Raw genomic sequence first — 22,339 nt, 5'->3', positions numbered from 1 at the left:
ACGTGATCACAGGGGGTCTCCCATGTACTTCCAGCACTCCAGCGATCTCTGGGCGGAGCACCCCGGTCTCGCCGCCGGGGTCGTCCTGGCCACCGGAATCACCCCGGACGTGTCCGTCGAGGAGCCGATCGCGGAGTTCGGCGCCGTCGCAGGGCGGCGGCTCGCGGCGGGTCCCGAGGCCGAGTTTCCCGAGATCCAGGCCTGGCGGCGCACCTTCTCCAAGATGGGGCTCAAGCCGACCCAGTACCGCTGTGCCTCGGAGGCGCTGCTGCGGCGCTTCAAGAAGGAGGGGGACCTGCCCAGGATCCATCCGCTGATCGACCTGTGCAACGCGGCCTCGCTGGCGTTCGCGATCCCGGTCGCCGTGTTCGACCTGGCCAACGTCTCCGGGGGCCTTGAGGTCAGGCACGCCACGGGCGAGGAGACCTACCTGACCTTCTCCGGCGAGACGGAGAATCCGGAGCCGCGCGAGGTGGTCTTCGCCGACGCGGAGGGCCGCGCGCACGCCCGGCGGTGGACGAACCGGCAGAGCGGTCTTTCGGCGGTACGGCCCAGCACGGCCTCGGTGCTGATCGTCGCCGAGGCGTTGCACGACTCGGCGGCCAGGGACGTCGAGGAGTTGATCACCACGCTCGCCGGGCGGCTCGGCGAGGTCTGGCCGGTAGCGCCGAAGACCACCATGCTCAGCCGGTCGGCCCCGCGTCTGGAGTTCTGAGCCGCGCCCCAGGCCCGGGCAGCACGTCCACGTCGGTCGCGCGCATCGGCCCGCCGCACGCCGAGCAGCACAGCTCGACGTGACCGATCTCGCCGCAGGCGTGGTGGCGGTAGAGCACCGGCGGCCCCTCCTCGCCCGAGGCCCACCGGTCGCCCCAGCGCACCATCACCATCAGCAGGTCGCACAGTTCCCTGCCCTTGGCGGTCAGCACGTACTCGTGGCGCGGTGGCCGCTCCGAGTACGCCCGCCGTTCGAGCACGCCGTTGTCGGTCAGCCATCTGAGCCGCTCGGCGAGCACCTTGCGGGAGATGCCCAGGTCCTGCTGGATCTGCTCGAAGCGGTTCATACCGACGTAGACGTCCCGCAGGATCAGCGGCGACCACGGCTCGCCCACGACGTCCAGCGTGCGGGCGATGGAACAGGCCATGTCGCCGAACCGGGTGCGTTGCATCACCCCAGTCTAGGCGATGAGTTCCCTCAAGGAACTTACTCTGCTACGGTCGTCCTATGAGTTCCTTCAGGGAACTGACTGAGGCGCGAAGAGAGGAAGATCCACGATGACGAAGAAGCCGGTGGCCGAGCTCCTGTTCAGCGAGACCGACGCCGTCCCCATCAGCACGGACCCGGCGACGGTGAAGCCCTGGGACCTGGCCCGCGCGTGCGTCGAGTCGGTGCCCCGGGCCTGGCTGTCGTCCGTACGGCCGGACAGCGGTCCGCACGCCGTACCGCTGATGCCGGTCTGGGCCGACGACGTGCCCTGTTTCGCCAGCCGCCCCGGCTCCCGCAAGAGCAGGAACCTCGCCCGGGACCCCCGGTGCGTCCTCACCGCGACCGACGGGACGCTCGACCTCGTCGTCGAGGGCGAGGCCGTCCGGGTCACCGACGAGGACGGCATCAGGCGGGTGCTCGACGCCTTCAAGGCCAAGTACGGCTGGGAGCTCTCCGTGCGGGACGGCTCCGCCTTCGCCGACGACCTGCCCGGCTCCCCCGAGTACGGTCTCTACCGGATCGTCCCGACGCGGGCCTTCGGCTACGGGGCCGACGGCGCGACGGCGACGCGCTGGCGGTTCGAGGAGGAGTGACCCCCTGTGCGGGCAGGTGGGAGGGTCCGCCATAGGTAGGGTGCTGGTGTGACCGATGTCGTAACCGGCGAGGCCGTCGTCGTCGAAGTCCGGATCGCCCAGTTGCCGACCAGGGCCCTGGCGCTGCTGATCGACCTGGCGGTCCAGTTCGCGACGCTGTTCGGGGTCTCCATGCTGATCGGCGTCCTGGCCTGGAACCTCGACGGGGCGCTGGCCACGATGCTCTACATCGCGTTCACCGTGCTCGTGCTCGTGGGCTACCCCGTGATCTTCGAGACCCTCACCAGGGGCCGCAGCCTCGGCAAGCTCGCCCTCGGGCTCCGGGTCGTCAGCGACGACGGTGGCCCCGAGCGGTTCCGGCAGGCCCTCTTCCGCGGCCTGTCCGGGATGGTGGAGTTCATCATGCTCGGCGGCGCCCCCGCCCTGATCAGCTCGCTGATCTCCGAGAAGGGCAAACGGCTCGGCGACATCTTCGCGGGCACCGTCGTGATCGCCGAGCGCGGCCCCAGGCAGTACGGCCCGCCCCTGGAGATGCCGCCACCGCTGGCCGCCTGGGCCGCGACGCTCGAACTGTCCCGGCTGCCCGAGGGGGTCGCCGCGACCGCCAGGCAGTACCTCATGCGCTGGCACGACCTGTCGCCCGCCGTACAGCACGAGATGGGGGTGCGCATCGCGACCGAGATGTCGGCCTTCGTCTCGCCACCCCCGCCGCCCGGGGTCCCGCCGTTCGCCTACCTGACCGCCGTGCTGGCCGAGCGTCGCAGACGTGACCAGGTACGGCTGGCACAGCGGAACGGCGCGCCCCCCGCCCAGCCCCGGTTCCAGCCACAGTTCCCGGCTCCGCCGTACCAGCAGAGGCCGCAGGCACCACAGGCACCACAGGCCACCCCGGGGGGCTTCGTCCCGCCGGCCTGAGCGTGACCGTGCCCCGGCCCTGAGGGACCGGGGCACGAAGAAAGCAGCGGGGATCACTCCTCGGCGAGGCCGAACCAGCCCTCGTAGGAGGTCTGGGTCTGCACGTTCAGCCGGTCGAAGCGGACCCACCTGGCCGGGTCCGTGCGCCGGTCGTTGACCCTGAGCACGTCGAGTCCGAAGTTGAAGTCACTGCCGTAGATGTGGCCGTTGTAGTAGTAGGCCGACCAGATGCCGCCCGAGCCGCCGCTGGGGTCGGGGCCGCGCTCGAAGAATCCGATCTCCTTCGGGTGGGCCGAGTCGGTGAAGTCGACGACGGAGACGCCGCCCTGGTACCACGCCTGGACCAGGATGTCGCGGCCCTTGACCGGGACCAGCGAGCCGTTGTGCGCCACGCAGTTCTCGGTCGGCCCCTGGTAGCGGGGGATCTTGTAGTAGCTCCTGAACACCAGCCTGCCGCGCCTGATGTCGAAGATGGCGTCGGCGCCACGGTTGGGCCCCGTCGCCTCGTTGCAGGTGGCCGCGCCGCCACCGCCGAGCTCGTCGGTGAAGATGACCTTGTTGCCCTCGTTGTTGAACGTCGCCGAGTGCCAGAAGGCGAAGTTCGGGTCGGTCACGCGGGCTGTGATGACCGGGTTCTCCCGGTTGGAGATGTCCAGCAGCACGCCGTCACCCATGCAGGCCCCGGCCGCGATGTCCCGCTCCGCGTAGACGGTGATGTCGTGGCAGCCGGTGGTCGGCAGCAGCAGACCGGGCTGGGTCTCGTTGCCGCCGTCGGGGAAGATGACCGGCGTGCTGACGACCGCGGCCTCCGTCGGCTTGCGCAGCGGCACCTTGATGACCGAGATCTTGTCGTGCGGCGGCTGGCAGTCGGGGAAGGTCGCGTTCGGGCTGTAGGAGGAGACGTAGAGGTAGACGACCTTGTTGCGGTCCCTGCCCTTGCCCGGCACCTGGGTCAGGGTGTGGGAGCCGCAGTTCGTCTCGACCGACTTGATGTACTTCGGGTTTCGCTTGTCACTGATGTCGAAGATCCGTACGCCCTCCCACGACTCCTTGATCGACGCGCTCTGCGCGGTGCTGTTGCAGGAGTCGTCGGTCCTCGACGAGTCGACCGCGGTGAACAGCAGGTTGTCGTGGACCGTGACGTCCATCTGGGAGCCGGGGCACACGACGCTGCTGACGACCTTGACGTGTCTCGGGTTCCGGATGTCGTAGATGGAGAATCCACCGTAGTTTCCGACATACGCATAGTCACCCTGGAAAGCGATGTCGGTGTTGATCGTGTTCTCCAAACCGGCGGGCTTGGGAACATTTGTCACATGCGTAACATTCGCACTGGTGACAACCTGGCCGGGGGCCGGGATGTCGGACGCCTGGGCCGGTACGGTGGCCAGGACCAGCGCCGCCGCGGCCGCGGCCGCGATCAGGAATCGGCCGGTCAGGCCCTTCCTGAGAGGGGATAACACTGGTGATCCTCCTTGCCGCATATGCCATAAAGCACAGATAAATAAGTGAATCTTTTATCCGAACGGCGATCCTTACAAGCCCTCACTGTGTCAGTAAATTTTTCCGATATGCGGCCTTTACTCCCCTCTCCCGGCGGGTTATCGTCCTTGCCCGAGGGAGATCGCGAAGGAAGAAGGAGGCCGGGTGCGCGTCAAGCTGGTGCTCGCCACCCTCGCCGTCCTGACGGCCACCGCCTGCTCGGTCTCGTCGGCGAGCGAGCCGTCAGCCGCGGCGCCGCCAACCGCCCCCGTCATCGCCCCCGGCAGACCGGGTGAGGTCGCCAGGACACTCGGGGCGGACGAGGCGGCGACCGCCGTACCGACCCCGACGGCGAACGCGGCGGACGTGCGGTATGTGCGGGACATGATCGTCCATCACCGGCAGGCCCTGGAGATGGCGACCCTGGCCCTCACCCACGCGGAAAGCCCGACGGTCCGCGCCCTGGCCTCCCGCATCAGGGACTCCCAGGGGCCGGAGGTCCAGGTCATGTCCCTGTGGCTGGGTCAGCAGGGCCTGCGCGGGCCCGACCACCACACGGAACACGGCACCATGCCCGGCATGGCCACCCCCGAGCAGCTCAGGGCACTGGCGGCCGCCTCGGGACCCGAGTTCGACCGGCTCTTCCTCCAGTTGATGACGGCCCACCACCGGGGCGCGATCACGATGTCGGAGGAGGTCCTGACCCACGGCTCGCACCTGAGGGTCGAGGAGCTGGCCAACGAGATCGCCACGACCCAGGCCGGGGAGATCCGCAGGATGGCCCGCCTGCGGAGCTCCCCCTGAAACGTCAGGAGCCCAGGCGCCAGGAGTGGAGGTAGTCCTCCTGCTGCGAGGTCAGATGGTCGACCTCGATGCCCGCCGCCGCGAGCTTGAGCCGCGCCACCTCGACGTCGACCTCCTCCGGCACGTCGTAGACGCCGGGTTCGAGCCGCAGGCGCTCCCTGGCCAGCCAGGCGACCGCCAGCGCCTGGGCGGAGAAGGACATGTCCATGACGGCGGCCGGGTGCCCCTCGGCGGCCGTGAGGTTGACCAGGCGGCCCTCGGCGAGCAGCAGCAGCCTGCGCCCGTCGGCCAGGACGTACTCGTCGGTGTTCGGCCGCACCCCGGGCCGCACCTCACCGGCCAGGTCCTCAAGGGCCCTGACGTCGATCTCGACGTCGAAGTGGCCCGCGTTGGCCAGGATCGCGCCGTCCTTCATCTCCGCCAGGTGCTCACCCCTGACGACGTCGCGGTTGCCGGTCACGGTGACGAACACGTCGCCGATCCGAGCGGCGGCGGCCATGGTCCGCACGTCGTAGCCCTGCAGCGAGGCGTCGAGCGCCTTGACCGGGTCGATCTCGGTGACGACGACCCTGGCGCCGAGGCCCCTGGCCCGTTCGGCCACCCCCCGGCCGCAGAAGCCGAACCCGGCGACGACCACGACCTTGCCCGCCAACAGCGTGTTGGTCGCGCGCATGATGCCGTCGAGCGTCGACTGGCCGGTGCCGTACCGGTTGTCGAACATCCGCTTGGTGCGGGTGTCGTTGACCGCGACGACGGGGAAGCGCAGCGCCCGCTCGGCCGCCATCTGGCGGAGCCTGATGATCCCGGTCGTGGTCTCCTCGCAGCCGCCGGAGACCGTCCCGAGCAGCTCGGTCCGCTCGGTGTGCAGGGTGTTGACCAGGTCGCAGCCGTCGTCGAGGACCAGGTCGGGGGCGATGTCCAGGGCCTGGTTGATGTGCCGGTAGTAGGTCTGCCGATCGACCCCCGCCAGCGCGTGCACCCGCAGGCCGTACTCACCGAGAGCCTGGGCCACGTCGTCCTGGGTGGACAGCGGGTTGGAGGCGGCCAGCGCGATCTCGGCCCCTCCCGCCCGCAGGGCGCCCATGAGGACGGCGGTCTCCGCCGTCACGTGCAGGCAGGCCGCGATCCGCAGCCCGTCGAGCGGTCTCTCGGCCGCGAACCGCTCCCCGATCGCGGTGAGCACCGGCATCGCCCGCGCCGCCCACCCGATCCGCCGCTCACCCGCGGCCGTCAGCGCGCTGTCCACGGTCCTCCCCTGAATGCCCGGATGACCCGAAGGCCCCCGCGTGACACGCGGGGGCCTGGGTGACGTTCCCGATCAGTAACGGTAGTGGTCGGCCTTGTAGGGGCCCTCGACGTCCACGCCGATGTACTCCGCCTGCTCCTTGGTGAGCTTGGTGAGCTTCACACCGAGGGCGTCGAGGTGGAGACGGGCGACCTTCTCGTCCAGGTGCTTGGGCAGCACGTAGACGCCGACCGGGTACTGCTCGGTCTTGGCGAACAGCTCGATCTGGGCGATCACCTGGTTGGTGAACGAGTTGGACATGACGAACGAGGGGTGGCCGGTGGCGCAGCCCAGGTTCATCAGGCGGCCCTCGGCGAGCACGATGATCTGACGGCCGTCGGGGAAGGTCCAGGTGTGGACCTGCGGCTTGACCTCGGTCTTGACGATGCCCGGGATCCTCGCCAGACCGGCCATGTCGATCTCGTTGTCGAAGTGACCGATGTTGGACACGATCGCGTTGTGCTTCATCTGCGACATGTGGTCGGCGGTGATGATGTTGAAGTTGCCGGTCGTGGTGACGAAGATGTCGGCGATGCCCACGACCTCGTCGAGCGTGGTGACCTGGAAGCCGTCCATGGCCGCCTGGAGCGCGCAGATCGGGTCGATCTCGGTGATGATGACCCGGGCGCCCTGGCCCCTGAGGGCGTCGGCGCAGCCCTTGCCGACGTCGCCGTAACCGGCCACGACCGCGACCTTGCCGCCGATCAGCACGTCGGTCGCGCGGTTGAGACCGTCCAGGACCGAGTGGCGGCAGCCGTACTTGTTGTCGAACTTCGACTTGGTCACCGAGTCGTTGACGTTGATCGCCGGGAAGAGCAGCGAGCCCGTCCTGAACATCTCGTAGAGGCGGTGGACACCGGTGGTGGTCTCCTCGGTGACGCCCTTGATGCGCGAGGCGATCTCGGTCCAGCGCTTGTCCGGTCCGACCGTACGGCGCAGCAGCTCCAGGACGATGCTCCACTCCTCGGAGTCACCCTCGGAGGCACTGGGGACGGCCCCGGCCTTCTCGTACTCGACGCCCTTGTGGACGAGCAGGGTGGCGTCGCCGCCGTCGTCGAGGATCATGTTGGGGCCGTCACCGCCGGGCCAGTTGAGCGCCTGCTCGGTGCACCACCAGTACTCCTCAAGGGTCTCGCCCTTCCAGGCGAAGACCGGCACACCCTTGGGGTCCTCGACTGTGCCCTCGGGGCCGACGACGACGGCGGCGGCCGCGTGGTCCTGGGTGGAGAAGATGTTGCAGCTCACCCAGCGGACCTCGGCGCCGAGCGCGACCAGCGTCTCGATCAGCACGGCGGTCTGGATGGTCATGTGCAGCGAGCCCATGATCTTCGCACCGGCCAGCGGCTGAGAGTCCGCGTACTCCGCGCGGACGGCCATCAGACCGGGCATCTCGTGCTCGGCGAGCTGGATCTCCCTGCGCCCGAAGGCGGCAAGGGAGAGGTCGGCGACCTTGAAGTCCATGAATTAAACCCCTCTGGTTGATGGTCTCGCGCCTCATGCCCCCGCCGGGCTCGCCGCGTGCGCGGCCCCGCTTCGCTTCCGGGCACGGCTCGTCACTCCACCGGGAAGCAGACGAGGTGAGTCTAGGCGCCTTGTACGGCTCCGCGCACCTCGCGAGGCGGTAACCTTACACAAGAATGTCAGGTTCCCAGGAAGGGTGCGAGATGCGGATCACCGAGGCCGCGAAACGGCTGGGCATGTCCCCCAGGATGCTCCGCTACCGCGAGGCCCTGGGACTGCTGCCCCCCGTCAGGACCCAGGGGGCGCACCGCCGCTTCGGCCAGGAGGAGCTGGCGGCCGTGGCCCAGGGCGTCGAGCTTGAGAGGCGCTTCGACATCTCCCCCGCCGAGCTGGCGTTCGCGCTGCGGATGCTGAGCGAGCCCGCCGTCGCGCAGGCCGTACGGGACCTCGGGCTGCGGATCGGCCGCCTCCAGGCACCGCGCAGGGCACTGGACTTCGAGAAGGAGAAGGCCCTGCGCCTGCTCCAGGGCCGCTCCTGACACCGGGAACGTCGCTCCCAGGAGTGACGACACCGGGCGCGACCATCACCACAATTCTCCCCATGGATGTCACAACCGCGTTAGCCGAGGCCGAACGGAGGATCGGCGCCCTGGACCTGCGGCGGATCATCGCCTCTCCCCTGGCGGACGTCGCCGTCGGCGTCGTGCTCGCGTTCTTCGCCCTGGCCCAGCTCAACGATCGCTCCGCCCTGACCCTGCTGGCCGCCATGCTCGCCACACTGCCGCACGCCCTGCGCCGCAAACACCCCTGGCTGGTCGTCGCGCTGGTCTCCTGCGGCGCGCTCTGCCTCCTCTACACCGGCATGCTGCCCAACAACCCCCTGCTCGCCGTACTGCTGTCGGGCGCGCTCACCCTCTACACGATCGCGTGCAGGCTCGGCCCGCTCCGTGCCGGGCTGGCCGTCGGCGCCGTGACGGTCCTGCTTCTCGCGGTCGCGTTCCTGCTGGGCGGTCCCAGGTCGCTGTGGTCCCTCACGAACGACGGCAGACTGCTCATCCTGTTCCTCGGCACCGTCACGGTCCTCTTCCTCGCCCATGTACGGCGCAGCAGCGGCACGATCAGGGAGATGCGCGCGGACAACCTGGAGACGCTCAGGGAACAGGCCGCGATGGCCGAACGGGCCAGGATCGCCAGGGAGATGCACGACATCGTGGCCCACTCCGTCTCGAAGATCGCCGTGCAGGCCGAGACTGCCCCCTACACGCTCGACGGCCTCGACGAGCGCACCCGCCAGGAGTTCGCCGAGATCGCGACCTCCGCCCGCACCACGCTCACCGAGATGCGCCGCCTGCTCGGCGTGCTGCGCGCCGACGTCGTCGCCGCCCCGGAAACCGCGCCACAACCGGGGCTGGCGCGCCTTCCCGAGCTGCTCGAACGGCACGGGGGCGAGGTCGATCTCGACGTGGTCGGGGAGGCGTTCCCGGTCCCGCAGGCCGTGGACATCTCCGCCTACCGGATCATCCAGGAGGCGCTGACCAACGCCCGTGTCCACGCGCCCGGCGCCCGCGTCTCGATCGAGCTGGCCTACCGCCCGGCCCTGCTGGCGCTGCGGATCACCGACAACGGCCCCGGCCCCTCCGGCGAGATCGGCGACACCGGCGACGGGCACGGCCTGGTCGGCATGCGCGAACGCGCCCTCGCCCTCGGCGGCTGGTTCACCGCGGGCCCCGGCCCCTCCGGCGGCTTCCTCATCCAGGTGGGCCTGCCACTCGAATGACCTCCCCAGAGACTCCCATCCGGGTGCTGGTCGCCGACGACCAGCCGGTCGTGCTGCGAGGCTTCGCCGCGGTGCTCAGGGCGCAGCCCGACCTCACCGTCGTGGGAACCGCTCCAGACGGTGCCCAGGCCGTACGGCTGGCACGGCGGACCCACCCCGACGTCGCGCTGCTGGACATCCGGATGCCGGAGATGAACGGCATCGAGGCGGCCCGCCGCATCCTGGAGACCGAGGCGACCAGGATCATCATGATCACCACGTTCGACCTTGACGACTACGTGTACGACGCGCTCACCGCGGGGGCGAGCGGGTTCCTGCTCAAGGACGTCAGGGCCGGTGACCTGGTCGAGGCGGTCAGGACCGTGGCGCGCGGGGACGCGCTGCTGGCCCCCAGGATCACCAGGCGGCTGATCGCCGAGTTCTCCCGGCAGCGGCGGCCGAGCGGGGACGGCAGGCCGCTGACCCCGCGCGAGGTCGAGGTGCTGCGGCTGATCGCCCAGGGGCTGTCGAACGCCGAGATAGCGGCCTGTCTCGTGGTCACCGAGCACACAGTCAAGACCCACGTGGCGAGGCTGCTGGCCAAGCTGAACCTGCGTGACCGCACGCAGGCCGTCATCCACGCCTACGAGACGGGGCTGGTGGTCCCCGGCGCGTGAGCCTCCCGGGTCACGCCCTGCCGTTGGCCGAGTGCGGCCCCGGGACGCTCTCGCCCTTCCTCGCCCGGTCGAGGTCGGGCTCCAGATAGATGACGCGGGCGATCGGTACGGCGGAGCGGATGCGCCGCTCCGCCTCGTCGATGCCCCTGGCCACCTCGGCCGCCGTGTCGTCGTGGTCGACCGCGATCTTCGCCGCGACCAGGACCTCATCGGGGCCCAGATGGAGCGTGCGCATGTGGATGACCCTGGCCACCTCGGGCGCGCTCTCCAGGGCGGAGATGATCTGACGCTCGACCTCGGGACCCGCGCTCTCGCCGATCAGCAGCGACTTGGTCTCGATGGCCAGCACGATCGCGATGATCGCGAGCAGCACACCGATCGCCATCGTGCCGACGCCGTCCCAGACGCCGTCGCCGGTGATGACGGCGAGCGTCACACCGATCAGCGCCAGGACCAGACCGACCAGGGCGCCCAGGTCCTCAAGGACGATGACGGGCAGCTCGGGCGACTTGGACCTGCGGATGAACTGGACCCACGTCTGCTTGCCGCGCAGCGGGTTGGACTCCTTGATCGCGGTGCGGAAGGAGAAGCCCTCCGCGATGATCGCGAAGATCAGCACCGCGAAGGCCACGATCGGCGTCTCCACCGGGTGCGGGTCACTGATCTTGTGCCAGCCCTCGTAGAGGGAGAAGAGAGCACCGATCGTGAACAGCACCACCGCGACCACGAAGGCGTAGAAGTAACGCTCCCTGCCGTAGCCGAACGGGTGCTCCGGAGTGCGCCCGCGCTGTGCCCGCTTCCCGCCGACCAGCAGCAACACCTGGTTACCCGAGTCGGCGAGCGAGTGGATCGACTCGGCGAGCATGGATGACGAGGTCGTGATCAGGAAGGCGACGAACTTGGCCGCCGCGATCGCAAGGTTCGCGCTCAATGCCGCGATGATCGCCTTTGTACCGCCGCCCGCACTCACGACAGCCTCCGCTAACTTTTAGTCCGAAAAAGACGAGAGGATCCTATTGGGAAATTCTCGCCTTGAGTTCCGTGATGGCCGACACAGGGGTCGGGTCGATCCCGTACCCGAGGGCGAGGTACGTACTCGCGTAGTCGCCCAGTCCGATCAGCGTCGCGAGCCGTTCGAGCGGATGCGCGCCCTCGGCGACGATCTGGCTGACCGGGACGCCCCGGTCCTCGGCCATCCGCACCGAGACCTCACGACGCCGCGCCACCTGCGGATGCTCCTCCGTGTCACGCAGCACGAACAGCCGCAGCGACCGGCCCGCCTCGTCGGCGAAGATGTCCCGCTGCGCGAGCGGGCCGTCGAAGGCCACCACCTGGTTGTGGTTGACCTCCGGGATCTCCCCCCACACGGCTGGGTACTTGCCGTTCTCGTTGAGCTGGCAGGCCCACCGGTAGGCGGCCACTGCCGAAAGCCGCGAGGAACCCCAGACCATCGGCACCGTCTCCGCCAGCTCCATGGCCAGCGTCTTGCCCGGGTTGATGAAGGACTCGCTCACCGGACGGCAGCGATGGGCGATCTCCTCAAGCCGCTTCGCGACCGCCTCGAACACCCCGTCGTCCACCTGGAGCACCCCGAGGTCGGCGGCGACGACCAGCAGCGGGACCGACAGCGCCCAGACCGCCGCCCGGGGCTGCCCGCCCGTGGTGACCGGCACGAACGACGCGCCCGTCTGCCTGGCGATGGCGTGCAGCGGGGAGTTCGCGGCGGCCAGCACCAGCACGCGGCACCCCCTGCGGGCCGCCTCCGTCGCCACCGCGAGCGTCTCCTCCGTCTTGCCCGAGCACGACACGGCGACCACCAGGTCCGTCGCGCCGACCCAGCCGGGAAGCTGGTAGGAACGCACCGTCACGATCGGCAGCGGAGCCCCGTTGCCGCACACCGCGTCGAGGATGTCCCCGGCGATGCCGGAACCGCCCATGCCCGCGACCACGATCGCCCTCGGCCTGCCCTCCCCGGTCACCCGGGTCAGATCGGCCTCGCGGGCACCCCGATGTGAGATGCGCACCTGCGCCGCCGAGGCGGCGACGGCGCGCAACATGCCGGAGGGGTCACCGTCGGTCAGCCAGCGCTGGTCGTCGAGCCGATCCGGCTCCCAGCTCACGATTTCCGAGCCTCGTCGACCAGCAGGACCGGGATGTCGTCACGGACCGGATAGACCAGCCCGCACGAGGCCGACGTGCACGACAGCTCGTCCACCTCCGGCTCCGCGCGCAGCGGAGACTTGCAGTTGGGGCAGGCCAGGATCTCCAGCAACCACTCGTCGATCTTCACGCGCTCAGCTCCTCACGACGGCGAGGACCTCGTCCCTGATCGCCGCCATCTGAATCTCGTCTGCCGCCTCGGCGTTCAGCCTGAGCAGCGGTTCGGTGTTGGACGGACGAAGATTGAACCACCATCCGGGGCCGGAGACGGTCAGACCGTCCAGCTCGTCGAAGGTGACGCCATCCCTGTCCTCGAAGGTCCGCCTGACCCGTGCCGTCGCGGCCCGCTGGTCGGCGACCGTGCTGTTGATCTCCCCGGAGGCCGCGTAACGGGCGAACCGGGCAAGGATCTCCGACAGCGGCCTGTCCTGCTCGCCCAGCGCGGCCAGCACGTGCAGCGCGGCCAGCATGCCGGTGTCGGCGAACCAGAAGTCCTTGAAGTAGTAGTGGGCGGAGTGCTCCCCGCCGAAGACCGCGCCGGTCCTGGCCATCTCGGCCTTGACGAAGGAGTGCCCGACCCGGGTCCTGACCGGGACCCCGCCGTGCTCGGCGACGATCTCGGGGACGCCCAGCGAGGTGATCAGGTTGTGGATGATCGTGGCGCCGGGCTGCTTGGCCAGCTCACGCGCGGCGACCAGCGCGGTGATCGTGGAGGGCGAGACTGACTCTCCGCGCTCGTCCACGACCCAGCAGCGGTCGGCGTCGCCGTCGAAGGCCAGGCCGATGTCCGCGCCCACGTCCAGCACGGCCTTCTGCAGGTCGCGCAGGTTCTCCGGCTCGATCGGGTTGGCCTCGTGGTTGGGGAAGGTGCCGTCGAGCTCGAAGTAGAGGGCGGTCAGCTCGACGGGAAGCCCCTCGAAGACCACGGGCACCGTGTGCCCCGCCATCCCGTTGCCCGCGTCGACCACGACCCGCAACGGCCGGATGCCGGACAGGTCGACCAGGGTGCGAAGGTGGTCCGCGTACCCCTTCAGCAGGTCACGGCGGGTCACCGTACCGGCCCCGACTTCGCTGACACCGGAGGCGAGCAGCTCGGCCGCGCGGTCGCGGATCTCGGTGAGCCCGGTCTCGCCGCCGATCGGCACCGCGCCCGCGCGGCACATCTTCATGCCGTTGTAACGGGCCGGGTTGTGGCTGGCGGTGAACATCACCCCGGCCATCCCGAGGCTGCCGCTGGCGTAGTAGAGCATGTCGGTCGAACCGAGGCCGGTGTCCACCACGTCGGCCCCGCGCGAGACGGCCCCGCTGGCGAAGGCCTCGGCCAGCGGCACCGAGGAGGCACGCATGTCATGCGTGACCACCACGGACCCGGCGCCGGTGACCTCAACGAAGGCCGCGCCGACCGCCCGTGCGGTCTCCTCGTCTAACTCGTCCGGCACGACGCCACGCACGTCGTACGCCTTGAAGATCCTGGCGAGGTCGCCCACTCCAGCTCCGCCCCTTTGACTCGTCTGTTGCGGCCAAGCCTAGCTGTGTTTGCTTTTGCGCTGCCTTCGGCAGCGCGAGGGTTTGGGCGCCTCAAGCCTGTGCTTTCCCTCGTCGCTCATCCGCTGCGCTCCTTCGCTCCTCAGTCCAAGCACAGGCGCGCCCAAACCGACACTCCTCACACTTGGCGCCGGTACCCCAAACCCCTCACGCACGGCGCCGGAACCCTTCACCTCGAAGATCAAGAGCGCTCGGGTGGGGTCGTGGGCCAATGCTTCGTTGAGCTGTGTCCTGGGTCCGGAACCCTCGCCGCTCCGGAAGGTGGGGACGTACGGCTCAGCGGTCGCGCTGGGGCTGCACGGGGTGGGGCTGTGGTTGGGCCGAGCGCAGCACTCTCAGGTGTCCACGACGTCCGACCTCGACCCCCTGGCCCACGGGCTCGGTGCCCTTCGTGGCGGGCCTGGCCGCCTCGCGGACGGCGTTGGCGAGCGCTTCGAGGTCGTCGGTGCTCGGCGGTGCGCCGTCGGTCGGCAACCGGACGACCTCCCAGCCCCGTGGGGCGGTGAGCCGCTCCGCATGCTCGGCGCACAGGTCGTAACAGTGCGGCTCGGCGTACGTCGCCAAGGGCCCGAGAACGGCGGTCGAGTCGGCGTAGACGTACGTGAGCGTGAATACGGCAGGCTGACTGCACGCGGTGCGGGAACAGCGGCGGACGGGGCTCACGGTGGGACCGTATCCGGTAAGCGTCCGGGGCGCCACTATCTGAGCGCTCTTAACGAGCGTGTCGCCACAATTCGGACACGTGTCCCGGCTTCCACCCCCCTGTACGGCTTGCACACCCTGTCGTCAACCCCTTTCCACCTCCCCACCAGGCGTGTCTAAGCTTGGCCCGTGAGCCCGGCACCAGGTAGACCTCGCCCTCCCCGCAGACGCGATCGACACGGTCGTGGCCTGCGAGGTCCGTTGGCACCGTCCCACGTGCCGATCGCCAAGTCGCGCAGCGAGCGCTTCGACGATCTCGTCCTGGACGCCGTCGACCGCCTCAAGCCCCGCTGGAGCAGCCAGCTCGCGGCCGTGGAGTTCGCGATCGAGGAGGTGCCGCCGCTGTCGGAGCTCGGCGACGGCCCCGGGTTCCTGTCCGGTGAGCCGATCCCGTTCGGCCGCTCCGAGCCCGCCGTCGGCAAGCGCCCCGCCGTCGTGATCGTCTACCGGCGCCCCCTTGAGGCCAGGGCCCGCGACCGCGACCAGCTCGGCGCGCTGGTCCACGACACCGTGGTCGAACAGATCGCCGGTCTCCTCGGCCTGTCCCCCGAATCCGTGGACCCCGGCTACGAGGAAGACACCTAGGAAGCCCCCGCCTTACCTCACGGGTAGATCTCCCTTACCTCAGTCATCCCCAAAAACCACATCCACTGACTCGGTGGTCGGGGGGACCAGGGCCCAGACGCGGGCCGCGGCCAGGGGTTGGATGGTCAGGGCGAGGCCCTTCTTGACGCGTTCGTCCATCACGCGCCCGCCGTACACCGGACCGGAGCCCTGGACCGGCAGCACCAGCACCCCGAAGGGGCCGTCCACCTTGGGCAGGCTGACCTGTTTGGTGCGGGCGGCCGGGATGTCCACCTCGAACGGTTCCGGGGCCTCTCCCTTGCGGGGCAGGACCCGCACGCTCACCCTGCCCGCCGTCTCCGGCGCGCTCAGCACGAGCCTCGCGCCCTTGTCACCGCCGGTGTGGTTGTCGGCGACGACGCTGCCCAGGTCGATGGGGGCGGCTCCCGCGGTGAAGGCCACGTCGGGTTTCTTGCCGGTCCCGGTGACCATCACCCCGGCGAGGATGGGCGTCTCCGAGGTGAGCACGAGGGCGGAGGGCCGGTCGGCGATGGCGCTCGACAGGTCCATGGTCGCGACCGACTCTGCGGGCACTTCGAGCACCTCCTTGCCCTTGAGGGCGTAGGTGCCGTCCGAGGTGATCGCCCTGATCTCGACCAGGGTGTCGGTCTCCGCCATGGAGGCGACCAGCAGTTGGCGGTCGCCGCCGCCACCGGGAATGGCGGGAACCACGACGCGAGTGGCGGGCGGGGCGGAGACGGGCAGCCAGTCGACCCCCTTGCCGCCGTGTGTGATCGCCCGGGCCGCCGCGGTGACCCGGCCCGCGGCGGTGCGGATGCCGACCGCCATGACGAGCGGTGAGGGCGCGATCTCCTTGAGGTCGATCGCCCGGCTCTCCCCCGGCCCCATGACGATCACGTCGCCCGAGTCGGCGACCACGGGCCCCTCCCCGGCGTAGACCGTGATCTCGACGGTCGCCTGGGCGAGGTCGGGGTTGGCGAGATAGAGCGTGACGTCGGCCGCCGCGGGCCCGGGGCCGACCAGCCAGGTGTCGGCGGTGGGTTCCGTGCACCGCACTCCGGCCAGCCCCCGGTGCTTGCCCGAGGTCTCCCTGCGGGTCTGGGAGGCTTCGAGGCCCGCGGCCATGCTCGCCCTCGCGGACACGACGAGCGGGGCCGACTTGGCGGGGATCTTCTCGTGCCAGAGGGTGCCGGGGGTCCGCAGGGTCTCGACGGTGGTGTCCCCGGTGACGAGCGTCGCGGTCCCGGCGTCCTGGCCGCCCGGCGGGGTGACGACGGCGGCGTCGGTGTCGCCGGGGTCGGGGCAGACGACCGTCACCGAGGCGACGGGGACCCGTCTGAGGCCCTGCGCGGCGCCCGCCTCTGCCCCGGGACGGGTCGCGGAGGCGACGCCGTACAGGGCGAGGAGGGCGACCAGGACGAGGGCGAGGAGGCTGAACCGGTTCTCGATCAGGGACTTCATCGGACGGACGGCTCCCTGCCTGACTCGGGGACCTCGGAACGGAGCTGGCCGTCGGTGCCGCGTGAGCCCGGGGCGGCCAGGACGGAGACGAGCAGCACCAGCACGGCCTGCGCCCACAGCCAGCGGCCGTGCCAGGGGTCGCCCGGCGGGGCCGGGGGCACGGCGACCGGCTGGGTCAGCCGCCACACGCCCACGGCACGCGACAGGCTCATCCTGGCCAGGGCGGGCTGGGAGTCGAGAGCATGACTGATCGCCTCGGTCACCGGGGGGATGATCACGACGAACCGGATGCCGTAGGAGGCGAGCACGTCGGCGTCGTCACCGCCCCTGCCCGAGGCCAGTCCCGCCGCGGCGACGGAGACCCGCTCCCTGGGACCCGCCGGGGTGGGGATATCGGCCTCTCCGACCAGTGGGGTACGGCCCCGCAGCACCGTGAAGGCCAGGCCGCCGTCCCGCTCGCTCAGCAGCAGGGTCCGTTCGCCGCCCCCGGAGTTGAGGGCGGCGAGCGCGGGCACCACGTCGCGGACGTCGCCGTCGAGAGGGCCGCCCGCTCCCCTGGAGATCCACATGCCGGCCGCGAGGACCGGGGTGGAGAAGGCCACGGCGACGACGGCCGCCGCGACGACCCTGCGCAGGCCGCCCGCCCTCCTGAGTTCGGCGATGCGGTTGGCGGTGAGCGCGGCGACCACGAGCATGCCGGTCGCGGCGAAGGCCAGCGGCACGCCCGGCCAGGCGGGGGCCCGGGTGTCGGCGTTCAGCGAGGTGACCGGGGTGCGGCTGACCAGGATCGCGACCAGCATGCCGAAGAGCGCGACGCCCCAGCCGACGGCGACGATCGTCCGGTTGCGGCGCATCAGCAGCGCGGCCAGGCAGGCGGCGATGAGACCGCCCGTCACCCACAGCGGCGGCATCCCCGGGCCTCCGGGGCTGAGCAGCAGCAGCGAGGAGGCGGGCAGCGCGGCATCGACCAGTTCGGGCCGGTGCAGTCCGGCTTCGAGCAGCAGCAGTCCCGGCGTGGAGACCACCTGGACCAGCCAGGGCAGCAGCACGGCCACCGGGACGCCGAAGGCGATGACCACCGAGCTGGTCAGCCCCCTGCGGGGGAAGGCGAGCGCGGCCAGCGCGCCCAGGACCAGCATCAGCGGGTAGACGAGCGGGGCGAAGGCCGTACCCACCGCAAGCAGCAGGCCGAGTCCCCAGGCGGCGCGGCGCGCCCCGCGCGGGTCGGCCGACAGCATCCTGGTGGCCAGCGCCGCGTAGCAGGGCAGCAGCGTGAAGACCACGGCGGTGCCGAGCCTTCCCGCCGCGATCGCCCCGGTGGCGACGGGCAGCAGGGCGTAGGAGGCGGCGAGCCAGACGCGGGTCCAGCGCCCCGGGATCATCACCCGGGTCGCGGTGTAGGCCGACAGCCCGGCCAGCGGCACGCAGCCGAGCAGCAGCACCGTCACGGCGAGCCAGGGCTTGCCGAACAGCACCGTCGAGAGCCCGGCCAGCACCGCCACGTACGGCGGAGCCCACCCGTCACCGCCGAGTCCCGCCTGGTGGTAGCTCTCGACGTAGAGGTTCCACAGGTCGGAGGCACCGCCGACCACGGGGACGAGCGCGCCGCCGCCGAGCCGGGAGCCACCGAGGAGGCCGCGTTCGGCGACCAGCGTGACGGCGACCAGGACCAGGAACAGCGCCATGCCCGGACTGCCGAACAGGCGCCGGGTCGCCCCGACGTCGTCGGTGAGCAGTTCCTCCCCGTCCTCCTGGGTGGGGGTCGCGGCGTAGTGGTGGCGTCCGGCCGACTCGACGAGACCGTTGCCCGCGAGGTAGCTCTGGAACCGGTCGGCGACGCGCCGGTAGCCCGCGCCGGGTGGGGTGAGCAGCCTGGCCGCCGCCGCGCCGCCGCGTCTCCTGCCCGCGGCGCGCAGCCGCCTCGCCCTGACGAGCCTGCCCGGGTGCCTGAGGATCGAGCCGAGCGCGAGCAGCTCGTCCAGCGCGTCGGCGGGCTGTTTGGCCAGCAGGAACAGCAGCGTGCTGACCAGCGAGCCGACGAGGTTGCGCAGCAGCGCCCACGGCAGCGACCGCGAGGGCAGGTTCGCCATGACGACGAACATGGCGTTGCGGCGGTCGAGGCGGCGGGGGTGGTCGCCGCTGACGGTGATGCGGCGGCGGCGCCTGCTGGCCGCCTCCGCGTGCCAGGCGACGGCCTGGGTGACGTTGCGGACCCGGTATCCGGCGCTCCTGATCCGCCAGCACAGGTCGAGGTCGTCGCGGAACAGCGGCAGGAAGGGGTCGAGTCCGCCGACCTCCTCCCAGACGTCCCTGCGGACCAGCATCCCGGCCGTGGAGACCGACAGCACGTCCCTGGCGCCGCCGTACTGGCCCTGGTCGAACTCGCGGGGTTCGATGCCGGTGTCCCTGCGCCCCCGCAGGTCCACGGTGACGCCGACCTCAAGCAGTAGGCGCCGGTCGAGCCAGTCGCGGAGCTTGGGGCCGAACACGGCCGCGCCCGGATCCTCGTCGGCGGCCTTCAGCAGGGCTTCGAGGGCGCCGTCGTCGGGCGCGCAGTCGTCGTGCAGCAGCCACAGCCACTCGTTCTCCTCGGCGGGCCCGAGCCGGTCGAGGACCTCGGCCACGGCCTGCCCGAAGCTCGTCGAGCGCGGCAGGGTGAGTACGGCGTTGCGGCCGAGGGTGCCGGTCAGCAGCGCGGCGCTGCCGTCCCTGCTGCCGTTGTCGACCCCGACCGCCCGGTCGATGGGACGGGTCTGCCGCAGCAGCGCGGCGAGGGTGTCACCGAGCCAGCGTGCGCCGTCGTGGGCCACGACAATCGCGGTGACGGTGTGGGTGGGTCGGGGGGAGTCGGTGCTGGACATGCGTCCCGGGTTCAGGAAGGGCTGATGATCGGCGCGACCACGATACGGCACCCTCTGTTGAGGTATGTCTGATGCACCAAAAAAGGAGCATGTGGCCGACCGGCCACATGCTCCATCGATATATGATCAAGCACCCTCCGTGGGCACGTGACCCTCGTCGAGCGCGTCAACCTTCGCTCAGACCGCCTCGCGCTTGATCCTGCGGCGTTCCCTCTCGGAGAGACCCCCCCAGATCCCAAACCGCTCGTCGTGTTCCAGAGCGTACTCAAGGCATTCGGCACGCACCTCGCACGAGCGGCAGACCTTCTTGGCCTCCCGGGTGGACCCCCCCTTCTCGGGGAAGAACGCCTCGGGGTCGGTTTGCGCGCAGAGCGCGCGTTCCTGCCAACCAAGCTGCTCTTCAGCGATGCTGTCGTCCTGTGCGATGACCAGGTCGGCCACTGCACACCTCCCTGCCGCCTGCCCGCAAATGGAGCCCCCCTATGAACGCCTCCCTCTTACCCACCAGCGGGAAGGCGTAACAACACGTGTGTAATTACACGCGCGTGGCCTGTGTGACGTCAAGCGGCATGCCGGTATCCGGGGAAAGACCTGCCCTCCCCGGTGACTCGTCGTCCTACTGCCCGTACGGCGCCCCGCCCGGTCTCCCGTGACGATCGCCTGGCCCTTCAGTGCTCTCGGCGGTCGGAACCGTACCAGGACATGTTCTGCTCCTGACCGGGGCCCACCCTTTCTCTGTCCTGAGTTTCCTCTCCCGTGACCTGGCCCGAGCGCTCCGGCTTGTATATCGCCGTGGGGTCGATGGGAGGCTGCGAGTCCCAGGTGCGCGGCGCCGGGCCCGGCGCGTTGAGCGGGTCTGCCTGGTATGCGGCGGGATCGAACCTCATCGTGGTCTCCGCCGCCGAATTCTCCCACTGGCCGCCCTGCTGGTACGGCTGCGCCTGCGGGTGTCCGAGCGGGCTGTCGTAGGAGCCGCCGGGCTGGTTCGGGTGGGGGTTCGAGGTGTACTCGGGCACGCGGAGCTGCGGCTCGGGCGTGCCCGCCTGCGACTGCTGGTAGTTCTCCGCCTGCTGGTAGGCCTGGGCCATCTGCTGCGAGCGGGGATCGACCGGGTCGGGCGCCGGGTAGTGCAGGTTCGGCTCGGTCTGACGGGCGAACTCGGCGCCGGAGTAGCCGGTGAGCGGCTGACCGTAGTTGTCCGGCGGCTGCGGGAAGGAGGTCTGCGTGTCGAAGGACAGCCTCGGCTGGCTTTCCGAGCCGTACGGCGAGGCCGCCTGGGGCTCGGGCCGCCCGCCGTAGGAGTCGGCGCCGTAGGAATCGGCCTTGTAGGAGTCCGCGCTGTAGGAGTCGGCGCCGTGGAACTGCCCGGCCTGCTGGCCGTACCCGCCGGTCTGGGGTTCGGCGGGCTGCGGGTAGCCGGGCAGTTGGGGGTCGGTGTAGGCCGGGACCTGCGGCTCGCCGTACGAGACGGGGGCCTGCGGCTGCGGCTCGGTCCGGGGACCGTAGCCGGAGGGGTCGTAGGCGGGCGGTTCGTAGGACGGCGCCGGGGGCTGGACGTCCGCGGGGACGTAGGGACCCGGGTTGTAGGACTCCGCGGTGCCGTACTGCTGCCCGTAGGAAGTGGGCGCGGAGGTGTGGGAGCCGGTCTGCGGGTTCAGCAGGTCCTGACCGTACCTGTCGCCGGGTCCCTCGGAGGGCGCGGGAGCGGGGGCCGGGGCGGGCGGGAGCGCGGGCTGGCTGTGCGCGGGCCTGCTCACGGGCGCGGACTGGGCCTGCTGCGGGAAGCCATGGCCACCCTGAGCCTGACCGGGGAAGCCGTGGCTCTGGTCCTGGGCGGAGAACTGCTCCTGGACGGGGAAGCCGTGGGCGCTCTGGTCCTGAACAGGGAAAGTGTGGGCGCTCTGGTCCTGGTTCGGGAAGGCGTGCTGGTCCTGAACGGGGAAAGCGTGCTGGTCCTGCTGCGGGAAGGCGTGGTGCTGGTCCTGGACGGGGAAGCCGTGCTGGGCCGTCTCCTGGGGACGCGCGCCCTGCTCGTACGGCGGCACGCCCTGCTCGTGCGGGGGCATGCCGTGCGCGGCGGGCTGTACCGGAACCTGCGCCGGGCCCTGCTCCTGGGCGTGGGGGCCCGGGTAGGGCACACCGGGCTGAGAGCCAGGGTGCGCGCCGGGGAAGGGCTGGGCGTGGGAGAAGGGGGGCTGCTTCCTGGCGGGTCCCGCCGCGGCCATCCTGGGCAGCAGGTAGGCCAGCGCGAGGCCGGTCAGCCCGAGGGCGGGGAGGTTGACGACGAGGAACTCGACCTTCTGCCAGAGCCCGGTCTCCCCGGCGAACAGGCCGCCGAAGACGCCGACCGTGCCGAACAGGGCGGCCAGGCCGAGGGTGCCGACCGCGACCTGCGTCATGAGCCTCAGGCGCGCGAGCGCCGGGCCCGCGTGTCCGGCCAGCAGCACGGCGCCGACGAGCAGCGCGGTGGTCACCGGGGAGGTGAGCCCGCCCACGTGGCTGGCCGCGCGAAACGCGAAGGAGCCTCCGAGCGATGTACCGAACAGCAACTGCTCGACGCCGACGAGAACGCCCGTGGACGCTACGGCGATCATGAGCCACGCGGCCGGCTCCCTGAGCCGACCCGCTTCCGCATTGATCACGATTACTCCCAAAGGGTTCTCAGGTAAACCCGGGGGCAAGTTTTGCACACGGCTGACTTAGGTGTCGGGAGACCCAGGAAGCCCATGAATCCCATAAGTACTTCATAGCACCCTATTACGACATATTTCGGGCAGCTCCAGAGATCATCCTGCCAGCGAAGACACCGCACATAACGATCAAGACAACTCGCCCCGCCCCCTTGACG

The 22,339-nt window shown here is 70.5% G+C and carries 21 protein-coding genes; 8 read left to right on the top strand and 13 right to left on the bottom strand.

The window, feature by feature from the left end; translation table 11 throughout:
- Positions 1-22 precede the first annotated feature (22 nt).
- The gene (locus tag FHS44_RS06895; protein ID WP_184713006.1) at positions 23-715 is read left to right on the top strand and encodes a B3/B4 domain-containing protein; all 693 of its coding nucleotides are present in this window, start codon (positions 23-25) and stop codon (positions 713-715) included.
- Here the strand turns inward: FHS44_RS06895 and FHS44_RS06890 are convergent.
- The gene (locus FHS44_RS06890) at positions 684-1,166 is read right to left on the bottom strand and encodes a winged helix-turn-helix transcriptional regulator (RefSeq protein ID WP_184713005.1); all 483 of its coding nucleotides are present in this window, start codon (positions 1,164-1,166) and stop codon (positions 684-686) included. The genes FHS44_RS06895 and FHS44_RS06890 overlap by 32 nt on opposite strands.
- Positions 1,167-1,272: 106 nt before the next feature.
- Here FHS44_RS06890 and FHS44_RS06885 point away from each other — a divergent pair, with 106 nt between their 5' ends.
- Both FHS44_RS06885 and FHS44_RS06880 read left to right on the top strand, forming a co-directional pair.
- Positions 1,273-1,797, top strand: a complete 525-nt coding sequence (locus tag FHS44_RS06885; RefSeq protein ID WP_184713004.1) for a pyridoxamine 5'-phosphate oxidase family protein — start codon at positions 1,273-1,275, stop codon at positions 1,795-1,797.
- A 48-nt stretch (positions 1,798-1,845) separates the two neighbouring features.
- Positions 1,846-2,712, top strand: coding sequence for an RDD family protein (locus tag FHS44_RS06880; protein WP_184713003.1), 867 nt, complete (start codon positions 1,846-1,848; stop codon positions 2,710-2,712).
- Positions 2,713-2,765: 53 nt separating this feature from the next.
- Here the strand turns inward: FHS44_RS06880 and FHS44_RS06875 are convergent, their stop codons facing one another.
- Positions 2,766-4,175: an LVIVD repeat-containing protein gene (locus tag FHS44_RS06875; RefSeq protein ID WP_312863547.1), complete on the bottom strand. Its 1,410-nt coding sequence runs from the start codon at positions 4,173-4,175 to the stop codon at positions 2,766-2,768.
- Between the two features lie 184 nt (positions 4,176-4,359).
- On the opposite strand from FHS44_RS06875, the gene FHS44_RS06870 reads away from it, so the two are divergent.
- Positions 4,360-4,998, top strand: a complete 639-nt coding sequence (locus tag FHS44_RS06870; protein WP_184713001.1) for a DUF305 domain-containing protein — start codon at positions 4,360-4,362, stop codon at positions 4,996-4,998.
- 4 nt (positions 4,999-5,002) lie between these two features.
- Here the strand turns inward: FHS44_RS06870 and FHS44_RS06865 are convergent, their stop codons facing one another.
- On the bottom strand, positions 5,003-6,244 hold the full coding sequence (locus FHS44_RS06865; RefSeq protein ID WP_184713000.1) for an adenosylhomocysteinase: 1,242 nt from the start codon (positions 6,242-6,244) through the stop codon (positions 5,003-5,005).
- A gap of 72 nt (positions 6,245-6,316) precedes the next feature.
- Complete coding sequence (gene ahcY / locus FHS44_RS06860) at positions 6,317-7,744, bottom strand: adenosylhomocysteinase (protein ID WP_184712999.1); 1,428 nt, start codon at positions 7,742-7,744, stop codon at positions 6,317-6,319.
- Positions 7,745-7,947: 203 nt separating this feature from the next.
- Here ahcY and FHS44_RS06855 point away from each other — a divergent pair, with 203 nt between their 5' ends.
- From FHS44_RS06855 to FHS44_RS06845, 3 genes are all read left to right on the top strand, one after another.
- Positions 7,948-8,283, top strand: a complete 336-nt coding sequence (locus FHS44_RS06855) for a MerR family transcriptional regulator (RefSeq protein ID WP_184712998.1) — start codon at positions 7,948-7,950, stop codon at positions 8,281-8,283.
- Positions 8,284-8,345: 62 nt separating this feature from the next.
- The gene (locus tag FHS44_RS06850) at positions 8,346-9,521 is read left to right on the top strand and encodes a sensor histidine kinase (protein ID WP_184712997.1); all 1,176 of its coding nucleotides are present in this window, start codon (positions 8,346-8,348) and stop codon (positions 9,519-9,521) included.
- A complete protein-coding gene (locus FHS44_RS06845; protein ID WP_184712996.1) occupies positions 9,518-10,177 on the top strand; it encodes a response regulator in 660 nt (219 codons plus the stop codon). The genes FHS44_RS06850 and FHS44_RS06845 overlap by 4 nt, the downstream gene beginning before the upstream one ends.
- 10 nt (positions 10,178-10,187) lie before the next feature.
- Here FHS44_RS06845 and FHS44_RS06840 read toward each other — a convergent pair whose 3' ends face one another.
- From FHS44_RS06840 to FHS44_RS06820, 5 genes are all read right to left on the bottom strand, one after another.
- Positions 10,188-11,147 carry a cation diffusion facilitator family transporter gene (locus tag FHS44_RS06840; protein WP_184712995.1) on the bottom strand — a complete coding sequence of 320 codons (960 nt, stop codon included), beginning with the start codon at positions 11,145-11,147 and terminating at the stop codon, positions 10,188-10,190.
- A 43-nt stretch (positions 11,148-11,190) separates the two neighbouring features.
- Positions 11,191-12,297 carry a bifunctional phosphoglucose/phosphomannose isomerase gene (locus tag FHS44_RS06835; protein ID WP_184712994.1) on the bottom strand — a complete coding sequence of 369 codons (1,107 nt, stop codon included), beginning with the start codon at positions 12,295-12,297 and terminating at the stop codon, positions 11,191-11,193.
- Complete coding sequence (locus FHS44_RS06830; protein ID WP_184712993.1) at positions 12,294-12,467, bottom strand: Trm112 family protein; 174 nt, start codon at positions 12,465-12,467, stop codon at positions 12,294-12,296. The genes FHS44_RS06835 and FHS44_RS06830 overlap by 4 nt, the downstream gene beginning before the upstream one ends.
- Before the next feature lie 4 nt (positions 12,468-12,471).
- The gene (locus tag FHS44_RS06825; RefSeq protein ID WP_184712992.1) at positions 12,472-13,824 is read right to left on the bottom strand and encodes a phosphomannomutase/phosphoglucomutase; all 1,353 of its coding nucleotides are present in this window, start codon (positions 13,822-13,824) and stop codon (positions 12,472-12,474) included.
- 334 nt (positions 13,825-14,158) lie between these two features.
- Positions 14,159-14,545 (bottom strand): DUF3499 domain-containing protein, encoded by a 387-nt coding sequence (locus FHS44_RS06820; RefSeq protein ID WP_184712991.1) that lies wholly within the window; start codon positions 14,543-14,545, stop codon positions 14,159-14,161.
- 168 nt (positions 14,546-14,713) lie between these two features.
- Between FHS44_RS06820 and FHS44_RS06815 the strand changes: the two genes are divergently transcribed.
- Positions 14,714-15,169, top strand: coding sequence for a metallopeptidase family protein (locus FHS44_RS06815; protein ID WP_184712990.1), 456 nt, complete (start codon positions 14,714-14,716; stop codon positions 15,167-15,169).
- Between the two features lie 39 nt (positions 15,170-15,208).
- Here FHS44_RS06815 and FHS44_RS06810 read toward each other — a convergent pair whose 3' ends face one another.
- From FHS44_RS06810 to FHS44_RS06795, 4 genes are all read right to left on the bottom strand, one after another.
- Positions 15,209-16,630: a DUF5719 family protein gene (locus FHS44_RS06810; RefSeq protein WP_184712989.1), complete on the bottom strand. Its 1,422-nt coding sequence runs from the start codon at positions 16,628-16,630 to the stop codon at positions 15,209-15,211.
- Positions 16,627-19,491: a glycosyltransferase family 2 protein gene (locus FHS44_RS06805; RefSeq protein ID WP_184712988.1), complete on the bottom strand. Its 2,865-nt coding sequence runs from the start codon at positions 19,489-19,491 to the stop codon at positions 16,627-16,629. The genes FHS44_RS06810 and FHS44_RS06805 overlap by 4 nt, the downstream gene beginning before the upstream one ends.
- Positions 19,492-19,668: 177 nt before the next feature.
- The gene (locus FHS44_RS06800) at positions 19,669-19,932 is read right to left on the bottom strand and encodes a WhiB family transcriptional regulator (RefSeq protein ID WP_184712987.1); all 264 of its coding nucleotides are present in this window, start codon (positions 19,930-19,932) and stop codon (positions 19,669-19,671) included.
- Between the two features lie 227 nt (positions 19,933-20,159).
- Positions 20,160-22,133 (bottom strand): hypothetical protein, encoded by a 1,974-nt coding sequence (locus FHS44_RS06795; protein ID WP_184712986.1) that lies wholly within the window; start codon positions 22,131-22,133, stop codon positions 20,160-20,162.
- Between the last annotated feature and the right edge of the window lie 206 nt (positions 22,134-22,339).

It is taken from the genome of Streptosporangium saharense (assembly GCF_014203715.1).
Taxonomy (GTDB): Bacteria; Actinomycetota; Actinomycetes; order Streptosporangiales; family Streptosporangiaceae; genus Streptosporangium; species Streptosporangium saharense.
The sequence above is the reverse complement of the archived record's forward strand: the minus strand, read 5'-3'. Positions and strand labels throughout refer to the sequence as shown.